General features: G+C 58.3%; 15 protein-coding genes, 3 pseudogenes and 1 other annotated feature. Of the genes and pseudogenes, 10 read left to right on the top strand and 8 right to left on the bottom strand.

What is annotated here, in order from left to right; all coding sequences use genetic code 11:
- Positions 1-108: 108 nt before the first annotated feature.
- Both B0G81_RS40445 and B0G81_RS44035 read left to right on the top strand, forming a co-directional pair.
- A protein-coding gene (locus tag B0G81_RS40445) for an IS6 family transposase (RefSeq protein WP_134143800.1) occupies positions 109-826 on the top strand; the annotation gives its coding sequence in 2 pieces (ribosomal slippage) (positions 109-624 and positions 626-826; 717 coding nt in all).
- Between the two features lie 184 nt (positions 827-1,010).
- The gene (locus B0G81_RS44035) at positions 1,011-1,229 is read left to right on the top strand and encodes a hypothetical protein (RefSeq protein WP_166679167.1); all 219 of its coding nucleotides are present in this window, start codon (positions 1,011-1,013) and stop codon (positions 1,227-1,229) included.
- 1,221 nt (positions 1,230-2,450) lie between these two features.
- Here B0G81_RS44035 and B0G81_RS40440 read toward each other — a convergent pair.
- Positions 2,451-3,581 (bottom strand): IS110 family transposase, encoded by a 1,131-nt coding sequence (locus B0G81_RS40440; RefSeq protein ID WP_134143892.1) that lies wholly within the window; start codon positions 3,579-3,581, stop codon positions 2,451-2,453.
- Between the two features lie 1,554 nt (positions 3,582-5,135).
- On the opposite strand from B0G81_RS40440, the gene B0G81_RS45120 reads away from it, so the two are divergent.
- The 3 genes and pseudogenes from B0G81_RS45120 (at position 5,136) to B0G81_RS45110 (ending at position 5,907) form a co-directional block, all read left to right on the top strand.
- On the top strand, positions 5,136-5,333 hold the full coding sequence (locus B0G81_RS45120) for a hypothetical protein (protein WP_243856867.1): 198 nt from the start codon (positions 5,136-5,138) through the stop codon (positions 5,331-5,333).
- Positions 5,334-5,360: 27 nt separating this feature from the next.
- Positions 5,361-5,573, top strand: a pseudogene (locus B0G81_RS45115) (alpha/beta hydrolase); the annotation flags it as partial.
- Between the two features lie 19 nt (positions 5,574-5,592).
- Entirely contained in the window at positions 5,593-5,907 is a 315-nt protein-coding gene (locus tag B0G81_RS45110) for a hypothetical protein (RefSeq protein WP_243856910.1), read from the top strand.
- A gap of 527 nt (positions 5,908-6,434) precedes the next feature.
- Here B0G81_RS45110 and ltrA read toward each other — a convergent pair.
- Complete coding sequence (gene ltrA, locus B0G81_RS40425; RefSeq protein WP_134143799.1) at positions 6,435-7,745, bottom strand: group II intron reverse transcriptase/maturase; 1,311 nt, start codon at positions 7,743-7,745, stop codon at positions 6,435-6,437.
- Between the two features lie 603 nt (positions 7,746-8,348).
- On the opposite strand from ltrA, the gene B0G81_RS40415 reads away from it, so the two are divergent.
- Positions 8,349-9,583, top strand: a protein-coding gene (locus B0G81_RS40415; protein WP_134143798.1) for an IS3 family transposase whose coding sequence is annotated in 2 segments (ribosomal slippage) — positions 8,349-8,637 and positions 8,637-9,583 — 1,236 coding nt in all. Because the reading frame shifts where the segments join, the coding sequence is not laid out codon by codon here.
- Positions 8,627-8,743 (top strand) — a sequence feature (AL1L pseudoknot). (Overlaps the previous gene by 117 nt.)
- A 399-nt stretch (positions 9,584-9,982) precedes the next feature.
- On the opposite strand, the gene B0G81_RS40410 is transcribed toward B0G81_RS40415, so the two are convergent.
- From B0G81_RS40410 to B0G81_RS40390, 5 genes and pseudogenes are all read right to left on the bottom strand, one after another.
- Positions 9,983-10,837: an ABC transporter substrate-binding protein gene (locus B0G81_RS40410; RefSeq protein ID WP_134143797.1), complete on the bottom strand. Its 855-nt coding sequence runs from the start codon at positions 10,835-10,837 to the stop codon at positions 9,983-9,985.
- A gap of 42 nt (positions 10,838-10,879) precedes the next feature.
- Positions 10,880-11,257, bottom strand: coding sequence for a Rid family hydrolase (locus tag B0G81_RS40405; protein ID WP_134143796.1), 378 nt, complete (start codon positions 11,255-11,257; stop codon positions 10,880-10,882).
- Positions 11,258-11,704: 447 nt separating this feature from the next.
- Positions 11,705-12,965, bottom strand: a pseudogene (gene istA, locus B0G81_RS45100) (IS21 family transposase); the annotation flags it as partial.
- 178 nt (positions 12,966-13,143) lie between these two features.
- Positions 13,144-13,857: pseudogene (doeB, locus tag B0G81_RS40395) on the bottom strand (N(2)-acetyl-L-2,4-diaminobutanoate deacetylase DoeB); the annotation flags it as partial.
- A gap of 215 nt (positions 13,858-14,072) precedes the next feature.
- A complete protein-coding gene (locus B0G81_RS40390) occupies positions 14,073-14,573 on the bottom strand; it encodes an Lrp/AsnC family transcriptional regulator (RefSeq protein WP_134143795.1) in 501 nt (166 codons plus the stop codon).
- A 135-nt stretch (positions 14,574-14,708) separates the two neighbouring features.
- Between B0G81_RS40390 and B0G81_RS40385 the strand changes: the two genes are divergently transcribed.
- Both B0G81_RS40385 and B0G81_RS40380 read left to right on the top strand, forming a co-directional pair.
- On the top strand, positions 14,709-16,187 hold the full coding sequence (locus B0G81_RS40385) for an NAD-dependent succinate-semialdehyde dehydrogenase (RefSeq protein WP_134143794.1): 1,479 nt from the start codon (positions 14,709-14,711) through the stop codon (positions 16,185-16,187).
- 14 nt (positions 16,188-16,201) lie between these two features.
- Positions 16,202-17,590 carry an aspartate aminotransferase family protein gene (locus B0G81_RS40380; RefSeq protein ID WP_134143793.1) on the top strand — a complete coding sequence of 463 codons (1,389 nt, stop codon included), beginning with the start codon at positions 16,202-16,204 and terminating at the stop codon, positions 17,588-17,590.
- Between the two features lie 77 nt (positions 17,591-17,667).
- Here the strand turns inward: B0G81_RS40380 and B0G81_RS40375 are convergent, their stop codons facing one another.
- Positions 17,668-18,606 (bottom strand): LysR substrate-binding domain-containing protein, encoded by a 939-nt coding sequence (locus B0G81_RS40375; RefSeq protein WP_134143792.1) that lies wholly within the window; start codon positions 18,604-18,606, stop codon positions 17,668-17,670.
- A 334-nt stretch (positions 18,607-18,940) separates the two neighbouring features.
- Here B0G81_RS40375 and B0G81_RS40370 point away from each other — a divergent pair, with 334 nt between their 5' ends.
- The gene (locus tag B0G81_RS40370) at positions 18,941-19,795 is read left to right on the top strand and encodes an ABC transporter substrate-binding protein (protein WP_134143791.1); all 855 of its coding nucleotides are present in this window, start codon (positions 18,941-18,943) and stop codon (positions 19,793-19,795) included.
- 13 nt (positions 19,796-19,808) lie between these two features.
- Positions 19,809-20,723 (top strand): amino acid ABC transporter permease, encoded by a 915-nt coding sequence (locus tag B0G81_RS40365; protein ID WP_134143790.1) that lies wholly within the window; start codon positions 19,809-19,811, stop codon positions 20,721-20,723.
- The last annotated feature ends 6 nt before the right edge of the window (positions 20,724-20,729 follow it).

The raw sequence follows: 20,729 nt of genomic DNA, 5'->3' as shown, positions 1-20,729 counted from the left end.
AAATTTACCGCGATCACAGGCAAGGCTGTTCTGCCGCAGAGTGGTTGTGTCGCGCTAAGGATGCGGGAGTAAAATTCAGACGGACATTTTCCTGAAGTGAAGCGTGATATGAAGAATGCGACTGCGAGAAAAGCCCTGCCTGCCGGCGTAGCGAATGTACTCAAACGCCTGCACTATCCGCTGGACGTGATCCTGCTGTGTGTGCGGCGGTATGTGGCCTACTCGCTGAGCTTTCGAAATCTCGAGGAAATGATGGCCGAACGGGGTTTCGAGGTCGACCATTCGAGCGTGCATCGCTGGGTGATCAAACTCGTACTGTTGTTCGAGAAGGCCTTTCGCAAGCACAAACGTCCGGTCGGCAAGAGCTGGAGGATGGATGAGACCTACGTTAAGGTGGGCGGCCAGTGGAAGTACTTGTATCGCGCGGTGGACAAAGCCGGCAATACGGTGGATTTCCTGTTGCGGGCGCATCGCGACAAAGCTGCCGCGCGCCGTTACTTCGAGAAAGCCATCGATCGGAACGGGATGCCCGAGACTGTGACCATGGATAAAAGCGGGGCGAATCTGGCCGCCCTCCAGGCCATCAACGCCGAGCGGGAAACGCCCATCAAGGTCCGGCAGGTCAAAATATCTGAACAACATCGTCGAGCAGGATCATCGGGCGATCAAACGACGAACCAGGCCCATGATGGGCTTCAAGGATTTCCGGTGTGCCCGCATCATCCTGTCAGGCATTGAGATGATGCATATGATCAGGAAAGGCCAGATGAACGACAGCAGCGTCCCCCGAACCGCCGCCGATCAGTTCTATTCGTTGGTAGCGTAAGGACTCCTTGTCATTGCGGCACTTTCTTGCCTTGCCAATCTTATCGCGACACAACCCTCAGATACCTTGTAACCTCGAATCTATGTCTTCAGACGAAACAAAGCCCGCAGTGCCCGCGGCCATAAACCGTTGACCAAGGCGCTTCTGTTGCCAATGGATCGCGCTTCGGCGAGCGAGCAGTCGCTTGCCATTCATCTTGCTCTCGTTGCGTGTCGGAGCGGTCACGGAAAATGGACACCTGATCAATGAATTGATGCGCGCGGTGTCGGCCATACTCGCAGTGGCTTTTCCGCTCGACCTCGGCCCGCAGCGCACCCCGGCGCGACGTGTCGATCACACCCACAAAGTCGCGACGAAGTGGGCAGCGACCGGGCGCGATTCGCTGGGCAGTCCTGCCGTTTGATTCGCATGCGGCATTTCTCGCAATGAGCCGCCGAAATACCGTCTAGCAGAGCGCCTTCGCAGCCTGGGGCTTTGCGAGGATGTCGTCACGGTCGAGCGAATTGGACCAAATGCGCCAACGCATCGTCGGCAACCGGAAAGAGCTGGCTGCACTGGTTCGTGACCGGCTGAATTCCGATCGATGTGCCTTTATCGCGCGCCACCACGGAATTCACTCTCTCTGATGGGGCTCAACGCGCAGCAAATCTCGACCTTACGCGAAAAGCACTCTGTCTATATCGCCCGATTCAAGACTGAATTTCGCGAGTCGATTTGCGTCAAATTGAGCATGTTGCAGGAGCGTTTGCCAACGGCGTTCAGGCTTATACTCATTCCCAAACTGAACGCCGTGCGGATCTTTTTTGAGATGAACCGTATGACCCCGCGTGACTCCCCGCGGCGGCAAATATTGCGAATGCCTCAGCCCGGTTCGTGCGACCAGAAACCACTGCAATGGAGCGCACCCGGGTACGTCCGAGATCGCGATTTATTCGCCTGTTCCGTGAGCAGTTGCCACGCGGCATGCAGTCCACCCGCCCTGTAGCGCGCCTCGGTCATCCACGCGAGCCGCGGAATGCGCCACCAGGACGCAATGGCCTCGACTGTTTCGCTGGCGAGCACCCAGACGGCCGCCCCCGCCAGAGTGGCGCGGCGTGACAATCGGCATCAGCACCGCGGAATGGGAGAGTTCCGGCCTGCTGGGCGAGCGATCGCCAGCACGGTGCGAGCCACGTGTGAGCGGGCAGCACCTGCAAGGCGGCGAGTGCCATTTCGCCCTCGAGGTGCCGCCGATCTCCAGCATCGCAAGACCGATGACCTGCCGTGTAGCCCGCTGCCGGCCTCATGGAAGACCGGGTTTGCGGTGTGGCGGACACGCGACGGCGACAGACGGTGATATGACTCCGCTTGTCAAGAGGGGATCGGTTTTGGGTTTTGATCTGCCATCTGAATTTCCTGAGGGCGACGTAGCAGTAAATCTCGACGGTGGATCATGCTGATATCCGCGGGTTGGTTACCGCATTACAGAAGTCCGCCCAGCGAGCCTGCCGCTATCTAGTGCCGCAAGTCGAATCAAATCCGTTGCCTAACCGTCTCGCGGGTTGCTCGGGTGCCGGGCTACGCCGCCTTCAGGAAACTCCTGCTCGGGTGGTGAGGTTGATTTACGTGTTGCTTAAGGGTTAGGTCACGCCATGTGCACCTCAGGCCGTACGGAGAGCGACATGGCGAGCTGGCTGATGTCCCAGATGAAACCGGCGAGTTCGCGAGCGACCGCGACCACCGCAATATTCTTCTGCTTGCCGCGCGCGACGAGCTTCCGGTAGCGCCGGCACAGGCGCATCTGCGCGTCCCAGGCGCGGTCAACGATGGGCTTGGGGATGCCTTCGTGGCGGCGCTGGATTTCGGGACTCACGCGGGCCGGGTGCTGGTAGCTCCAGGCCGCTTCCACCAGCAGCTTTCTTGCATAGCTGTTGCCGTTCTTGGTGATGCTGCCCTGACGGCGCTTGTCGCCCGACGAGTGTTCGGACGGCGTCACCCCCAGCCAGGCCATCAGCTGCCGCGGGTGGGCAAAGCGTGACAGATCCCCGAGCTCGGCGAGCATGCCCACTGCCGTGGTGAACTGCACGCCGCGCATCGTCTGCAGGCCCAGCACGGCAGGATAGAATCGCCAGTTGACGACGGCCTCGCGCAACGCGGCCTCCAGTCGGTCGCATTGCGCCAGGCGATCCTCGATCGTGCGCCGATACTCCTCGAACGCCAGTTGCTGCCAGACGCTGTCGAAAGCATAGGCGCTCAGCCAGCGCCGGTGCGCAGCTCCCCAGTTGGCGCTGCCGGCATAGCGCACGCCATGCAGGAGCAGAAAGGCCTTCAGCCGTTGCCGGGCACGCTTCAGATCGTCCTTGGCGCTGACCCACGCACGAGCCAGATCGCGGAATGCTTCGTCTTCCACGCTTGGCACGTACACCGCTGACAGGTCGCCAGCGCGCAGCGACCGCACCAGCTTGATCGCATCACGCCGGTCAGTCTTGATCCGATCGCCCGGCTTCTTCGGAATCAGCGACGGCGCGCACACCATGCAGTCGATTCCCTTCGCCAGGAGCTGACGGTAAAGTCCATAGCCGCACGGGCCCGCCTCGTAGACGATACGGATGTACCGCGCCTTCGATTGCAGGCGCTTACAGAGGCGATCAATATCCGTCTTCGTCGTGCCAATCTTGCCGAGCAGTTCGACCTCGCCTGTGCCCAGCGCATAGGCAACCGTGATCGAATCCTTGTGAACGTCGAGCCCTACGTACAGTGTGCTATCGTTTTCCACGCTTTGCGACACGTGTCGCCGTCTGCCGGACGTAAACCGGTTGAGGTATTGGATGGCAAAGCTCCTCCCTGTCTTGTCGCACTCCGCCGCCATTGCTATTTGCGGCAGAGCTGTGACCTGCTGTACGACCAGCAGTTGCCTACCAGGACATGCGCGATGGGTAACTGTCGGGTGTGAAGCTCTTGGGACAATGTACTTTTCGAATGACGGCTCATCTCGGTGACGAGGGGGCCGACACTGCAAGCAGCAACGCGGTGTGAAGGCTAGGCAAGTTCCGAACGCACAACGTAAGTGAATTGCCGCTCGAATCCTCGAAAAAACGGACAAGCCAAAGCTGCTGATAGGCTTGAACCAAAAGGTGAATGGCCGGTTACTTCCTTAGCGTGTGGAAGTACGTCGTCGAAGCGCCATCGGGGAACAGGCAGGTGCTAACCGGATAGGCCCACCGACGTGGGTCGGCAAGGATGGGAACGTGGTAAACCCGATTTCTCGCCTTCATTCCAGTGAACCGGTATGAAGGCAGGCAATCCGCAAGGAAAGCTGTTGGGGGAGCGGGCATGGGATTGCGGAAAAAGCGAACGGCGGCCTGTAATGGGCCGCATAAGGGTTCAAGATTTGCCCTGACCTGAAAGGGTGCCCACTTCCGCATGGTGCAGCTGTCGTATGCCATCGTCTGAGATTCGACGAGAGGAAGCCTGGAAGAGACCGGTATCACTGCGGTTCGGCGCCTCTCGCCTTGCAATACGGTGAATCAACGATGAGACGTATGCGAAGTCCATGTGTAGTCAACATGGTCGGTGTCTGGACGACACTTAACGCTGTGCTTGAGCGCAGTGCGGTGAAAGTCGCACGCTGCGTTCTTAGGGGGCGGCGACGCAGCAATGCGTTGCTGCTACCCGCCGGCCTCCGTGATGGATATCGCCGGGTGTGGCCCTGCCCACACCGTGCGGCTCTGGCAGAAATACTAACCCGCGTTTGAGTCCTCCCGGCGGGCCAGCCTCTACCTCGCGGAGTCATACTGACTAGTTGCATCCGTGCATTCAAGTGGGACCGCAAAGTGAGCCTTTACGGGGAGAGCAACCGCCTTCTGGAGGCAATCGGTTGTCAGGCCCGTGGATTTCTCCACAGACGCGCGTGCGATTCCGCGGACAAAGAGAGGCCGCCCTTGACCTGTTCGTCCACCGGACTTCACTGTTGCGAACGATGTCTTCCGCACGTATTGCAAGTTGCAGGTGTTGTTCAATAACGGGTAAGCAGATCGACTGCGTCCTGATCGGGTCGGCCCACGGCTTGCCCTCACCTGTCGAAACGCGTGTCTCACGTGCCTGACGCGATATTAATGAACAGGGCGCGTCGTTTGCCGATTGGCGTCGCTCAGGCGCGGGTTGCTGAGGTCAGATCGCGCGCCCGTGCTCCATCCGCTCGACGATACGTCACTCACGGGCACGCGCGAAGGCCTATGCCGCGTTGAACCGCAACCGCAGGACTGTCGCCGCGACGAGCGCGCCGCATCCTTGATTTACGATAACGACCGCAGATTGCAACATGCATGTAATGGCGCGACGAAGCTTCATTTCATTGTCACTGACCGCATGCGCGGCCGGCGTGATCGCCTGTCGGGCGCGCAAACACGACGAGCCGGGCGGGATCGCCTATGGCAATGCACCCCGCCAGCGGCTCGACGTATATATGCCCGAGCCCGGCAGCCGCATCCACCACCCCGTGGTCGTCTATTTCTACGGCGGAGCCTAGCAGAGTGGCGACCGCTCGGATTCACGCGGAGTGGCGCAAGCGCTTGCCGCGCGAGGCATCGTTACGATCGCAGCGGACTACCGCAGCTATCCGGAGACCGTCTTCCCTGGCTTTCTCGACGATCCTGCTGCCGCCGTGCGCTGGACGCACGATCACGTGCGCGAGTTTGGGGGCGATTCCGGACGCATTTTCGGGATGGGACATTCCTCCGGCGCGCATATCGCCGCGATGCTCGCGACCGATCCGCGCGCTGTCCGGGATGATCGGACTCGCGGGTCCGTACGCCGCGATGCCGACGAGCGACCCTCACACGGACGAGATCTTTCCGGCAGCATTACGCCAGCGCGCGCTGCCGATCGCATTCGTCACCGGAAACGAGCCGTCGATGCTGCTCGCCACCGGCACGGCGGATACCGATGTCGATCCCCATAACAGTGATCGCTTCGCAGGCGCGCTGCGCGCGCATCGCGACGTCGTCGAACTGAAAAAATATCAGGGTTACGTCACGATACGATCGTCGAGTCGTTCTCGGCGGCGCAGAATACGGTCTCGCCGGTTCTGGCCGACGTCATAACGTTCATCGACGCGCACTGAAGAGGCCAATCGATAGGTGCGCAGGGTTTCGGAGATCTGGCTGCGTCTGCGAGGACGCAACCGGCAGCCAGTGCCCGCGCGATAACGAATACTTCGATCAAATACGCTGCCTCGGTGGTGCGGTCCACCCTGCCGGTTCCTGCTGAGGCGCAGGCGGGCATCAGAGTCGAGCAGACGCTCGGTGACGCCGCTCACGGACAATTGATCGGCCATTGCCGACGCTCGCCGTTCCGTCGCCGTGCGGCTGCAGAGCACCACTTTGCTGTCATCCGCAATGAGATGCAGTCGAACGTCGGCTTCCGGGAACGGCGAACGAGTCTTGACGGTAGAGTCGAGATGTGGCGCGGTAGCAGTAGGTTCGGTTTGTCTGTTGCCGCCTCTTTCGTCTGGCGGTGCCCGAATAACCTCGCCCTAACCCCGTTTCCACACCCCGCTCATCGAACCGGACATGCAGATCTCCCGCATCCGGCTCTCGGACAGGACATCACGCCTTCACACACGGCAGGTTCACAACCATGGACCAGTCAGACGCACGAGACCGAAGTGCCCGTAGAGGTGCTGGGATGGATAAGTCCCGCCCCTGCGACGTCGAACCTTGTACTTGTTGCGTAACCACCGACGCAACCGCGTAGCGGTGTAGCTGTCGAGCGCCCGATACGCGCGTCTGTCCGAGCCTACCTTGAAGTAGTTCGCCCAGCCGCGCAGCGTGCGGTTCAACCTGCCCACCAGCTCCGTGGTCTCTTGCCACACCGTCTTGAGGGCGGTCATCGCATGAATCTTTTCGACCATGCGCCGGATACTCTTCTTCGACGGACGCATGCCCATACGGGCCTGGCCAGTCGTCGCTGAGTACAGCCGCCCAAACGTATAACCCAGGAAGTCGAATTCGCCTTCCGGCACCTTGCAGATTCGCGTCTTCTCCTCGTTGACCGTCAGCTTCAGTTTGTCCATGATCTCGCGCATTCGTGACAAGGCTTCCTCAGCCTTCCCTTTCTTGCACAGGATCACCAGATCGTCCGCGTAGGTCACGATTCGACTGCCAAGACTGCGCTGAAGTCCGAGCTTCTTCCATGCCAGCACAAACCGGCGCATATAAATATTCGCCAGCAGCGGTGAGATGGGTGAGCCTTGCGGAATGCCACGTCTGCTGTCTTTGGCCTCCGTCGTACGTTTCTTCCGGCCTCGATCGTCGGTTTCTTCAACGGGGCATTCCAGCCACATCCTGATCAGATGCAGCACGCGCCGATCGACGATGCGTCGCGCAAGCGACAGCATCAGTTCGGCGTGTGGAATACTTCCGAAGTAGTCCGCAAGGTCGGCATCAACAACGTCCGTTTGCCCTCGATGCAGCCGTTCCTCCACCTCGATCACCGCTTGCTGGGCGTTTCGCCCCGGGCGGTAAGCGTACTGCTCTGATGGAAGGTCCGCTTCGAAGATCGGTTCGAGCACCAGCATCGCTGCTGTCATGCACACCCGATCACGCAAGGTCGAGATGCCCAGTGGCCTCAGCTTGCCATTGGCCTTCGGGATAAACACTCTTCTGATAGGGTCCGGCCGGTAACTCTCCTGCCTGAGCGCAAGCGCCAGTTCGCCGAGCCACTTCTGCACCCCGTACGCTTCAATCTCCGCGAAGTCCTGCCTATCGACACCCGGCGCGCCCCTGTTCGAGCGACACTGGGCGTACGCATGCGCCAGCACATCCTCACGGTGGATCTTGTCGTACAGAGCGTAAAAGCGGTACCCGGCTTCTGCCTTCGCTTTCGCGTGTAACGCCGTCTGCAGCTTCTGAACACTGATCGGAGTTGATAGGTTGCCCAATCTGCAGGTCCCTCACTACGTGTTGCGTTTGTCTTGAACTGAGGCCCCTTCCCTCCACCGGCATTACCCGGCTTCAGCAGTACTACGGGCCTCTCCGTCATCCCAAGGCGCCCGGCCTGTCCCTCGCGGGCGTCCGGTTGGTCATCCCTGACCACGCCGAGGGACTTCCCGTGTTGCGTACGCTTTCCTTGTGTACATGCTGTCGCCACTACCCCGGCACAGCGACTGGGCGTCCAGCCTGCTCATTCACCCAGCCGTATCAGCCTTCCCCGATAGGGTTGTCGGGTCGGCCTGCGCATCGACCTTTTCGAGGTTTGCTCGGCGTTCACTCGCGTTACGGCCTGCACACTCGCGCTGTCACCAATTTGTGACACGCATCACCGAAGGCTTCAGCCACTTCGTTGCCTCCATAGCTGCTCCGGTTGCTTCCGGCTGGAGCATTTGCCGGGCGGGGCTTGCACCCGCTGGAAAGCGCCACCTTTTCACGGCGCACACCCATCTCGGTCGTCCGGCACACTAAAATCAAAGGTCTCTTGATGAAGTTTTAACGGTCTGAACCGCCCCGGATTTGGTGGAGGCTCCAACTCTTGAGAGAATGGAGCTATGAACAAGTCGAACAAATTTTCTGCTGAAGTCCGGGAACGTGCTGTGCGCATGGTGCAAGAGCATCGGGGCGAGTATCCCTCACAGTGGGCAGCAATCGAATCCATCGCCCCCAAGATCGGCTGTACGAGCCAGACGCTGCTGGGATGGGTTAAGCGAGAAGAAGTTGATAGCGGTGAGCGCGAGGGTGTCCCCACGCCGGAACGTGGGCGCCTCAAGGCACTGGAGCGTGAGGTTAAGGAACTGCGCCGTGCCAATGAGATCCTGAAGCTGGCGAGCGCATTTTTCGCCCAGGCGGAACTCGACCGCCGCCTGAAGTCCTGAAGGCCTTTATCGATCAGCATCGCGACACCTTCGGGGTCGAGTCGATCTGCAAGGTCTTGCGGATTGCCCCGTCGGGCTATCGGCGTCATGCCGCACAGCTTCGCGATCCGTCGCGCCGCTGCGCCCGAGCGAAACGCGATGAGTTTCTGAGTCCGGAAATCAAGCGGGTCTGGCAGGCAAACATGCAGGTCTACGGCGCGGACAAGGTCTGGAAGCAGTTGAACCGGGAGGGTATTGCGGTGGCACGTTGCACCGTCGAGCGGCTGATGAAGCAACTGGGTTTGCGCGGTGTGATGCGTGGAAAGCGAGTTCGCACGACTATTCCCGACGTATCGGCTCCACGCCCGCTCGACCGGGTCAACCGTCAGTTCAAGGCTGACCGGCCGAACCAGCTCTGGGTGTCGGATTTCACGTACGTCTCGACGTGGCAGGGCTGGCTCTATGTCGCATTTGTGATCGACGTGTTCGCTCGGCGCATTGTCGGCTGGCGCGTCAGTTCGTCGATGACCACGGACTTCGTTCTGGATGCACTTGAGCAGGCGCTGTACGCTCGACGGCCGGACAATGACGGAACACTGATCCATCACTCCGATAGAGGTTCGCAATACGTCAGCATTCGCTACAGCGAACGGCTGAGCGAAGCAGGCATCGAGCCATCGGTTGGCAGCCGGGGCGACAGCTACGATAACGCGCTGGCTGAAACGATCAACGGCCTGTACAAGGCAGAAATGATTCATCGTCGTGCGCCGTGGAAAACGCGTGAGTCGGTCGAATTGGCGACGCTGGAATGGGTAGCCTGGTTCAACCATCATCGGCTGATGAAACCTCTCGGCTATATCCCGCCCGCTGAAGCTGAGGCAAACTACTACCGGCAATTCAGCAATACCATCGCTGCGCCGGCATTAACTTAAACCAACCAGCCTCCACGATTCCCGGGGCGGTTCAGTCGGTCGTTCGCCGGCGACGCCCAAGCGTAGCCGCATGATGGCAAGCAAGATACCGAAGCTGATACCTAGGGCTTCTGCAAAAATCGTAAGCAGCAACGTAGTCTTCACGCCAGCTAGAACAGGGGCGCTAAAAAGATACTCCAGTACTGTTCCCCATTGCCAACGCGGATTGGTGATTAGCGAATCCGCGACCGAAAGCAGGACAAAAACCATCGCCGCTGCGCCAAGCCACCTCCCGCGATGCCGCAGTGGCCCGACAACGTAATCTTCTTTTCCGGATGATGGGCGATGATCGTCACGCGACAACGCTGCATGCGGCTCTGCCGCGGGGGGGACGATTGATCTGCCATCATCTGGTCCGGTTTAGAGCCACGCATCATTGATGCTAATTTTTTCGATCCTCGTTGCCCCTTGGCCCCATTTGTCGAGAATCTGCTGGTACTTTCCATTGGCCTGCAATTCATCCAGTGCGGCTTTGACGGCATCGCGCAGTTGTGCGTTCGATTTGCTTACCACGTACCCGAGCAGAGCAATGGTCCGCATCTCCCCAACTGCTTCAAGTGTGTTAGGAAACTGCCTCACGGCGTAACCGACGGCCGCGGTGTCACCCGACCACACATCCGCCCGGCCCGACCTAAGCGCAAGCACGGCGCCAGAATCATCAGTAAAAGTCTGAATTTCCAGTTGACTGCCAGCCGCTTGACACTTCGCTTGCTGGGCGGCGAGTTCCCGCTCTTGGAAAGTACCCCGAACCGTGGCGATTTTCTTCCCACACAGGCTTGCAAGATTCTTGATGCCGGCACCGTTTCCCTTGAGCGAAGCCATCCCTATCCCTGCCTTCACGTAGTCGATGAAATCAACCTGTGTTTGTCGTGACTTCAGATCGCCAATCGAGCCGACTGCAACGTCTGCGCGTCCTGCTGCGATCGACGGAATCAAACTGTCAAAAGTACCGTTGGTGATACTTAACTTGACTCCTAACACGTCGGCTACAGCATAGGTCAGGTCGATCTCCATGCCCTCAAGCGTACTTCCATCCTTACCGAAGTATTGCATGGGCGGACTTCCGGGAGATGCAATGACCCGTAGTGTTCCGGAATCGCGAATCGATTGCGGAAGCAATTTCGTCAACTTGGTGTCGGCGTGCGCCTGAACCGCGAAGGCAGTGCTCAAAACGAACGTGACCGCAATTGCGACTGCGTTGCAGAACGACTTCATAAAATCCTCTCCTTTCGGGTCGGGCGAATCAACGTTTCCCGATTAGCCCAGATGAGCGTTAACGACGATTTCGATGCGCATGCCTTCAAGCATCAATTGCTTGACGACTACTGTGGCACGCGCGGGAAATGGCTCTTTAAATGTGCCCGTCCAAATCGCATGCATGGGTGCCCAATCAGCGGGGTCCGCCAGATATACCTGCACCAGCATGACGTCGGCAAGCGAACCACCGGCCGCCTGCATGGCGTGCGCAAGCTTCTGGAAAACGTGGCGCACCTGCTCTTCGATACCACCGTTCACCAACTTGCCCGTCTCTACGTCCGTAGGGATTTGCACGGTGAATATCTGGTCACCCTTGCGCACGACGCCTGAGATCGGATGTCCGGGTCTTTCATATCCGGTGTCCACACATTCGAACATGACTGCTCCTTTGTTATGCCTTGCTGCATAGAAGGGATTTGCGTCGGAGATTCGGGAAATCACTTATAAAACAACGATAAGATAGCGAATGGATCCACCTTAGCATCAAGAATTTTTTGGCGGAACTGGGTTTTTTGTTATAGTGACATTCGTTTTGTTATAGGCCGAAACTGTGAAGCGACGTGCCTGCAGTTGAAGCTCGTTTCCGTGCCGTAATGACTGGGGGAAGTGCCTCCGAAGCTGCTTGAGCGCTCGGTATGTCGCAGCCGGCCGTGAGCAAGATCATTGCGCAGGCGGAGGACTCCGCCTGCGTTTGGCTATCTGACCGACGGCTGGGTCGTCTCATCTCCACGCCACTGGTATTCAAGTGACGTCAAGTAATCATTCCCGCTCATTTGATCTCCTGTCGCCAATCGTCTGAGTCAAAAGCTTGTCCTTGGGCGCTTAGGCGGCTGCCGCGCCGATCTGCTGTCCCCCATGAATCAGCCGCTGCGGCGTCCATTCCAGATGAGCGCAGTGCGCCGCCGGCATGTGCTCCACGACGGTGGTGTAGCCGCCTGCGCGCTCGTTGCGTGCGTGGCTGGCGACTCGGCGACCGCGATGCAGCAGTTCGACAGCGCCCGCCGTGATGCGCGCATCGAGCTTGAGACCGACCAGCGCGTGCGGCACGCTGTAGCGGTGTTTGTTGATCTCGACGTGATAGTCGATGTGAACCGTCACTGTCCTGAAGCGCGCGAGCTCATAGGGCTGTGCCGGCAGCGGCTGCAATGCCGGCGCGTCCAGCTGGGCGAATGCGCTGGCGCGACATCCCGGCAGGTTCTGGAACGGCCTCTCATTCAGGTTCTTTAGCAGCGGGCGGATCGCCTCATTGACCGAGTGGACCGACTCAAACCGGTGATGACGCAGGCGCGCCATGATCCAGCGTTCGACGACCTGGACCGCAAACCTCTACCTTCGGCTTGTCCTGCGGACGATATACGCGTGCAGGAAGGAATGACGTGCCGTAGTGACGCGCAAAGTCCAGCACGGTGTCGCCGGCGCGAGGTTCATAGCGATCGGGATCGGCAATCATCGCGCGCGGGTTATCCGGCACGATCAACTACGGCACGCCGCCATAGAAGGTCAGCGCGCGAGTGATGCCGCCCAGCCAGTCCTCCATCGTTTCGGCTGGCGTCGCGCATGCGAACGTGTAACTCGATGCGCCCATGGCCGCCACGAAGATGTGCGCGCGGCGTCCAGTCGTTAGCGGCAACCTGGGGCCGGCGAAGTCGACAAACAGCTTCTCGCCGGCGCGGTGAATCTGACGCATCGAGCGCTTTAGGCGTTTCGTGAACGCCTTGTAGTGCTCGCAGAACTGCGTATAGCGGTAGGTCTGCCGGTCCGCGAACTCGGCCTGGTACTCCTCCCACAGCAACGTCAGCGTCATACCCTTGCGACGCAGCTCCTGGTGGATGCGTCCGTAGTCGGGCTGGGCGTAGCCTGCTGGGCCCGTGGGCTTGCCGAGAAGCCGCCGCTCGAGGTCGCCTTCATCCATATGGCAGGCGCTTGCCCAGTCCAGCCCGGCGGCACCGGCCAGTCCTATGTACTTCGTGACCACGCCCTCGGATATGCCCAGAGACGCGGCGATCCGATCGGGCGAGAAGCCGCCGTCGAATTTAAGTCGTAAAACGTCGTTGACCATGCGCATGTTCATCCGGTGCACGGGCATGTTCTCTCCGGCAAAAGCCGGCGAGCATAGCCCGCGTAGTTGATGTCATGCGCAACGCCAATCCTGCCTTTCGGTCCGCTTGGTCACGTTCCCGAAATGACCGGTCACGTTGCCGAAATCGCCGGTCACCATCCCGAAACGGCCGGTCACGTTCGTCCGAAATACGCACTTGCCTCTCGACGACGCCCGCATGGGCCAAGAACCCGTGGATGCCACGCTCCGCGATGGCGACACCTTTTGCCGTTGCGGAGCCGCCGCCGCCGAGTTCTGTCGACACGAACACCTTGCGCGCTTCTGCCGCCGCGCTGTCGTAAAGACCGGTGCTGTCGAGTTCCAGCATACGCATAGAATACGGCGCGCCGAACGCGCGCATGGCCGCCTCACAACGCGCTTGCTGTGTCGCGTCTTCTAAAACGTGGATGGCGGCGAACGGAAGGAAGTCCAACGTGCGGCCGCCCGCATGAATGTCAAGCACGTAGTCCGCAAGCGGCAATAAATGACGCTGAAAATAATCGGCGATCTTCTCCGTCACCGTGCCGTCGGGTTTGCCGGGGAAGCTGCGGTTGAGATTACCCGCATCGATCGGCGACGTGCGGGTGCCCGCGCAAAACGCGGGATAGTTCATGAACGGCACGATGATGACGCGGCCGTTTACATCGGCTACCTTCTACGTCGACGCGAGCTTCGATAGCGCAATCGGCCCTTCGTACTCGTCGCCGTGGTTCGCGCCCGTGAGCAGCACAGTCGGCCCAGCTCCGCCCGCAATGACGGTGACGGGAATCATCACCGCGCCCCATGCCGAATCGTTGCGCGAATATGGCAACTTCAGGAAGCCGTGCTGAACACCCTACGCGTCGAAGTCGACGGTAGGACTGATCGGTGACGCGCGCATCGTGCTACTCCTTCACGAACAGTTTTCGGGGCGTATTGCAGAAGGTCTCTACGCCCGTATCGGTAATCGGGATGCTTTCCGTGATCTCAAGGTCACAGAACCGGCCAATTGCGCATGAAACGCACCAGCCACGATCGCTGTACTTACATCCGGCGGTACACAATCCAGAACGCCCCCGAGCCTTTATGCATTCACTGCAGGAACCACGGCGTCGTTCAAGTTGCCAGCGACCCGTTGAAAATTGGGTCGTCGACATCTATCGGGAACTCGAATCCCGCTTTGACCCTGTCCATGACGACCATTGTCTTGAAGCCTTTGATATCCGGGTTTTCGTAGAAGAAGCGCCGCGTGAACTGCTCATAGTCTTCCATGCTTTTTGCGGTCAGGATCAGCATGAAATCTGCGTCGCCCGTCACGTAAAAGCCCATCATTATTTCGCGCGTCGATCTAAGCGAATTCTTGAATCGATCGACGATGTCAGCCCGTTCCCGCTCAAGGGACACCAGCACAATCATTGTGATGGCACGGCCCAGCGCCTTCGGCGACAAGACCGCAACCTCGGCTTCGACAATGCCTTCGGATCGAAGGCGCTTAAGTCGGCGCTGACATGCCGAGGGCGAGAGGTTGACGATACTGCCGAGCTCCTCGGAGGTTAGCCGCGTATTGCGCTGGATCATATCCAAGATCGCAGCGTCGTGCCTATCAAGCTGGTGCATGCGTTTTTTCCGCGTGAGTGGGGGAATTAGTGCTTGAATTCAGACTAACAAGCTAGAACAACGCGGTCAACTGTCGACGAAGGCCGCGTAAATTGACGCTGTCAGTTAATACAAGTTCAAGTATCTGGAGCAGCAATGAAAGGTATTTCGGTAACTGCGCTTCAAAAGCTGAAGCGCCCCATTCTCTTTGGAAGACAAGCGTTTATCGCCGGCGAATGGGTCGACGCAACGGCTTGTCTGCACGTTTTCGACCCGGCGACCGGCGAACTCTTGGGGGAAGTGGCAGCGTGCCCACCGGAAGCTGTCGCGACCGCTGTAGCCTCCGCCAAAGCGGCGTTTGTGAAATGGCGAAACATGACACCGGTGTCGCGCGGGTCGATACTCCACGCATGGGCGCAAGGCATCCGATCAAATGCCGAGGATCTGTCGATCATCATGACCGCGGAGCAGGGGAAGCCCGTTGCGGAGGCCCGGTCCGAGATCGAATATGCGGCGAGCTTTCTGGACTGGTTTGCCTCGGAGGGAGAACGTGCGTACGGCGAAACCATTCCGAGCCATCTTGCGGGGAGTCGGTTGACCGTCGAGGTGCAACCTGTTGGCGTCGCCGCCGCCGTAACGCCGTGGAACTTTCCATGTGCGATGATCACCCGCAAAACGAGTGCTGCGCTGGCTGCCGGCTGCACGATGATAGTGAAACCCGCGCCAGAGACCCCATTTTCGGCATTAGCGTTAGCGAGACTCGCGCAGGAGGCGGGCATGCCGCGTGGAGTGTTTCAAGTTCTGACGGGGGAAGCCGCACCACTGACGCAGCGTCTTCTTCAGCACACAGAGGTCAGAGCTTTTTCCTTTACTGGCTCCACTCAAATCGGCCGGCTTTTGCTCGGTCAGGCTGCAGATACGGTCAAGAAAGTGTCTCTGGAATTAGGAGGTCACGCTCCCTTCATCGTATTCGACGATTCGCAGATTTCTGCTGCGGTCAGCGGATGCATGAAGGCAAAGTTTGCGACCTCGGGTCAGGACTGTCTCGCTGCGAATCGAATCTACGTCCAACGCGGCAGCTACGATGCTTTTGTCAGCGCCTTTGCAAACGCCACCGACCGGCTCACTGTCGGGCATGGGCTGCAACCGGGAGTTGATATAGGGCCAATGACGCGTGACACCGTTGCACGTAAATGTCGTGAGCAGATTGCCGACGCGGCTTCCGCTGGCGCCCGGATTGTGACTACACGGACCAACGAGGAACTGCTCGGAAATTTTGTCACCCCCACTGTTCTCGCCGATGTCAGCGACGAAATGCTGATAGCTCGCGAAGAGACCTTTGGTCCGGTTGCCGCCATCCTCCCGTTCGACACCGAAGAAGAAGTCATATCCCGCGCCAACAGCACAGAGATGGGCTTGGCAGCGTATGTCTATACATCAGATCTCGGTCGAGCCATGCGTCTATCGGATCGCCTCGAATACGGCATGGTCGCAATCAACACCGCTAGTTTCACGGGCCCCCCCATACCGTTTGGCGGATGGAAGCAATCCGGTCTTGGTCGTGAGGGATCCCGTCACGGGCTGATGGAATATATGGAAACGAAATACGTCTGTATCGGCAATTATGCGGCTTAACAGGAATCAGGAATATGTCCACGAATTCGACTCACACAGCGACGCTCGATAAAGCGTCAGTGCTCCACCCTTTCACTCAGCTGAAAGACTACGCGACGGGAAAAGCAGGCGATCCCACGATCGTCGACACTGCAAAAGGCATCCGGATCAAAGATTCGACCGGACGTGAATACATCGATGGTTTCGCCGGTCTCTACTGCGTCAACGTTGGTTACGGCCGCACAGAAGTCGCCGAGGCGATCACGAAACAGGCCTATCGTCTCGCGTACTACCATTCATACGCCGCGCATACCACCGATGAACTGGCCATCCTTTCTGACCGCCTCGTTAAAATGGCACCTGGAAAGATGAGCAAGGTGTTCTATGGCATGTCGGGTTCCGATGCCAATGAGACCAATGCGAAGTTGGTCTGGTATTACAATAACCTACGGGGTAAACCCGGCAAGAAGAAAATCATTTCACGCCAGCGTGGCTACCATGGCTGCAGCGTTGTGTCCGGGTCAATGACGGGCATGAGCTTCTACCATGATCATATGGATCTTCCGGTCGCCAACATCTTGCACACTGGAGTTCCACATTATTACTGGGGCTCACAGGAAGGTGAGACGGAGCTCGAGTTTTCTCGACGGAGGGCGTCAGAACTCGAAGCAATGATTCTGAGCGAAGGTCCCGATACTGTGGGCGCATTTATCGCCGAGCCTGTACTCGGCACCGGCGGCATCACGCCGCCTCCCGAAGGTTATTGGGCCGCGATTCAGGAAGTGCTTCGCAAATACGATGTTTTATTGATTGCAGACGAAGTCATTACGGGGTTCGGACGGACCGGTGCACTTTTTGGCTCCGACAAATATTCGATTGAGCCGGACTTAATTACCGTGGCCAAGGGACTTACGTCCGCCTATTTCCCGCTTTCCGGATCGATCGTAGGAGAGAAGGTCTACAAAGTTCTGGAAGACGGTGCCGACAGGGTCGGCGCGTTTTCCCATGGCTATACCTACTCCGGCCACCCAATCGGCGCGGCTGCGGCCAACGCCGTGCTGGATATCGTCGAACGGGAAAATCTCCCGGGCAACGCTCACGAAGTCGGTTCCTATTTTCAGGAGCAACTGAGAAACACCTTCGGGCATCTTCCCATAGTGGGAGAGGTTCGGGGCGTTGGCCTGATGGCAGCCATTGAATTAGTTGCCGACCCATCAAGCAAGACCCGCTTTGAGCCACAGCTTAAAGTCGGCGCCCGAATTTCGAAGGCGGCTCGAGATCGAGGTCTGATCGCGCGCGCCATGCCACACGGAGATATCCTCGGATTTGCGCCCCCGCTGATTACAACCCGGAGTGAGATCGACGAGATAGTCCAAATCGCCGAAACGGCTGTTCGGGAAGTGATGGACGAGCTGAGTCGGTAACGCGCCACGATCTTAAGGGCACGGTCCGTTTTGTGGCCGCGTGGCGCAGGATTAGTTGCTGCGTCACGCGGCGAAAATCAGGGCGAGCTGGAAAAATCGACGAGGCTATCCGCCTCCTCCTGCATACTTTGAGCGGTCTGCGCGAGCATCGATATCAAGCCGGCACGATCGAAGTCTGCCTCTCTATTTCTAGCCCATATTGCAAAATACTCGAAGCTCAAGGCGGGCTCGAATCTCCGGAAAACAAGTCGGCTTCGATCGGCGGCGTGCATCGCGAATACATCAACCAGTGTCAGCCCCACCCCCTCTTCGACCATCCTAACTGCTGCGGACATCAAGGGTAACTGCATGACTTCGTTTGGCCGGGAGTTTTCCACCACGAAGGCTCGATCTATTGACGCTTGCACGCTTTCTCCCCGCGACAGGCTGACGTAATTCACTCCATTAAGGTCGTGCGCCCGGACAACTGACCTGCCTGAAAGCGGGTGATTGACGGGAATGGCGCAGTAGAGCGGGCTGCGGATAAGCCTCATGCTGTCCAAACCGTGACTTTGCTGAATCGCGACAGTGATACCAAATTCAAGCCGTTGTGCCGATAGCACGTTCAACAGATTCGGCGTGTCGTATGTATGGACGAGTAGCGCTCGCCCTGTCTTTTTCTGCCATGCAGGCAACACCTTGGGAAGCAACGTCACGGCAATCAACGGTACTGAGCCCAGTGCAATGGGCTGAACTTCCTTGTTAATAACCCGCGCAACAATCTGGTCGATGTTATCGATGGTCGAGAACAACGCGTTGGTCTCGTGGAAAAGCCGGAATGCCAGCTGCGTGGGGATCAGGCGTCCCTGACGTCTCTCGAAAAACGTGATGCCGGATAGCTCCTCGGCTTGCGCAATGATCTTGCTGACCGCCGGTTGGGAAAGTCCAAGAATCCGCGCGCCCTCAGACGCGCTACCCCCGGAAATGACCGCGCGAAAGGCCTCTACATGCTTCAGTTGCAATCTGTTGCGCTTCATATTTGCCACCTATAACAAACCAAATAGCAGCATAACAAAAAACGCAGTTTCGCCAAAAAACACTTGATGTTAATGTGCGGTCATGTAAGAGAACTGCTGAAATTTACGTGCTGAAATGAGCGAATTCCTTAAATTAAACGATCTATTCGTTCTGGAATATGAACACCTAGGGACGCAAAAAATCAACCTGGGGTGAATCCGGACTCGCCGATGATGTCAGCGTCGTCCGGAACACAGCTGACTCGCCCGCGGTGGTCCCCACCGAGTTTGCCTCCACCGCGTACCTGGGCTGACCAACGGCCCGCTTTTGATAGCCAACTGGAGCTTCGTAAAAATGAAACGGATCTTAATAAAGGTAGCATCGCCACTGATGTTTGCTGTCTTCACCGTCCTTGCTCTTCCCGCTCACGCTGACACCAGTCTGACGAAGCTTTTGCCGCCGTCGGTCAGGGAATCAGGGGTGCTACGGGTCGCTGCAAACGACTCCAGTGCACCGATGATTTACGTTGCGAAAGACGCTCGCACGCTGGAAGGTATGGAGGTCGACCTGACACGCGCGGTAGCTGATGCGCTTGGAGTGAAGCTTGAGATGACTCGGGGCACATTCGATAGCCTGATTCCAGCGATTTCGTCGGGACGCGCAGACCTCGCGGTTGGCGCGATCGGAGACCTGAAAGCCCGGCAAACGCAGGTTGATTTTGTCGACTACGTGAAAGCGGGAATCGGTATGGCGGTGTTAAAAGGAAACGGTGTTGGCATCACGAATCTTGCCAGCTTATGCGGCAAGAAAGTCGCCGTCATCCGCGGGACCTACCAGGAGCGGGAATTAACGGCTCAGCAGGCCAAATGCCAAGCTTCCGGTAGCAGTCTCGACGTTCAGACTTTCTCAGATCCTTCCGGCACCGTGATGGCACTCCGATCCGGACGAGCTGATGTGTGGTCTGGCGACAGTTCGGTTGTTGGATATGCGGTGGCGCAATCTCCGAATCAGCTGAGCCAGGTGGGCGAGATGCGGTCGATCGCGCTTTTGGGATACGCAATCAACAAACAGGATGCCCAGTTGCGAGATGCGGTCAAAGCCGCGCTCGACCAGCTTTATAGCAACGGCAAATACATGCAGATCCTCAAAAAATGGGGCCAGGAGGCCACGGCAGTCGATAAGATCTCGATCAACGACGCATGGCTTTGAAGTGAAGCGAATCATGGCAAACCCTATTTCTACTTTAGCTAGCATGCGCAACTCACAGCAGTTGAACAAACCTCATCGCACAGACGAAATCGAAAATTTCGTTGTCGTACCGCTGCGCCGCCCGGGCAGATGGCTAAGCGCGGCCCTGATGCTGTTCGTCTTGCTGACGATTGCCGACCTTCTGATTACCAACCCACGGTGGCAATGGCCGACGGTGATGGAGTATCTGGTCAGCACGCCAATACTGGTCGGCGTCGGAAATACGCTGCTGCTCACCGTGCTCGCGGAACTGGTCGGAATCAGTCTGGGCATTGTGCTCGCTATTCTTCGCCTGTCCGAAAATCCACTGCTCTCCTGGTCGAGCGCTGGCTTTACGTGGATTTTTCGCGGCATTCCGCCAATGGTGATGATTCTTTTCATCTACTTCCTCTCAGCGCTCGTGCCGATGATCTCCATCGGGATTCCCTTCGGCCCGTCGTTGAAAATCATTGCAACCAACAAGGTCGTAACTCAACTGGTTGCAGCCGTCATAGGACTCGGGCTTGCGCAAGCCGCCTATGTCGCGGAGATCGTCCGATCGGGCATTCTCTCGGTGTCCGCCGGCCAGAGCCGCGCAGCGCTGGCACTCGGCATGACCCCGATGCGCGCCATGCGTCACATTGTTTTCCCACAGGCGATGCGGGTCGTGGTTCCGCCGTTAAGCAACGAAGTTATTTCGATGGTGAAGGCCACGTCGCTGGTTAGCATCATCGGGTTCACCGAACTGCTCACGACGGTCCAGATCATCTACGGGAGAACATTTGAACAGATTCCTTTGCTGATGGTCGCCGTCATCTGGTACGGCGTGATCACAACCATTCTGACTCTGGTTCAAAGCAACATCGAAAGGCGCTTGAACAAGTCAGTGAAGATCGCAAAGAAAGGTTAATCATGA

Origin of the sequence: Paraburkholderia sp. BL6665CI2N2 (genome assembly GCF_004366535.1) — a bacterium.
Lineage (GTDB): Bacteria > Pseudomonadota > Gammaproteobacteria > Burkholderiales > Burkholderiaceae > Paraburkholderia.
This window is presented reverse-complemented; position numbering and strand designations above follow the sequence as displayed.

Bases quoted from the DNA above. Each gene is read 5' to 3' on its own strand.
- B0G81_RS45120 (WP_243856867.1), top strand. From the start codon at position 5,136: ATGGCGCGACGAAGCTTCATTTCATTGTCACTGACCGCATGCGCGGCC.
- B0G81_RS45110 (WP_243856910.1), top strand. From the start codon at position 5,593: ATGATCGGACTCGCGGGTCCGTACGCCGCGATGCCGACGAGCGACCCT.
- B0G81_RS40410 (WP_134143797.1), bottom strand. From the start codon at position 10,837: ATGAAGTCGTTCTGCAACGCAGTCGCAATTGCGGTCACGTTCGTTTTG.
- B0G81_RS40405 (WP_134143796.1), bottom strand. From the start codon at position 11,257: ATGTTCGAATGTGTGGACACCGGATATGAAAGACCCGGACATCCGATC.
- B0G81_RS40390 (WP_134143795.1), bottom strand. From the start codon at position 14,573: ATGCACCAGCTTGATAGGCACGACGCTGCGATCTTGGATATGATCCAG.
- B0G81_RS40385 (WP_134143794.1), top strand. From the start codon at position 14,709: ATGAAAGGTATTTCGGTAACTGCGCTTCAAAAGCTGAAGCGCCCCATT.
- B0G81_RS40380 (WP_134143793.1), top strand. From the start codon at position 16,202: ATGTCCACGAATTCGACTCACACAGCGACGCTCGATAAAGCGTCAGTG.
- B0G81_RS40375 (WP_134143792.1), bottom strand. From the start codon at position 18,606: ATGAAGCGCAACAGATTGCAACTGAAGCATGTAGAGGCCTTTCGCGCG.
- B0G81_RS40370 (WP_134143791.1), top strand. From the start codon at position 18,941: ATGAAACGGATCTTAATAAAGGTAGCATCGCCACTGATGTTTGCTGTC.
- B0G81_RS40365 (WP_134143790.1), top strand. From the start codon at position 19,809: ATGGCAAACCCTATTTCTACTTTAGCTAGCATGCGCAACTCACAGCAG.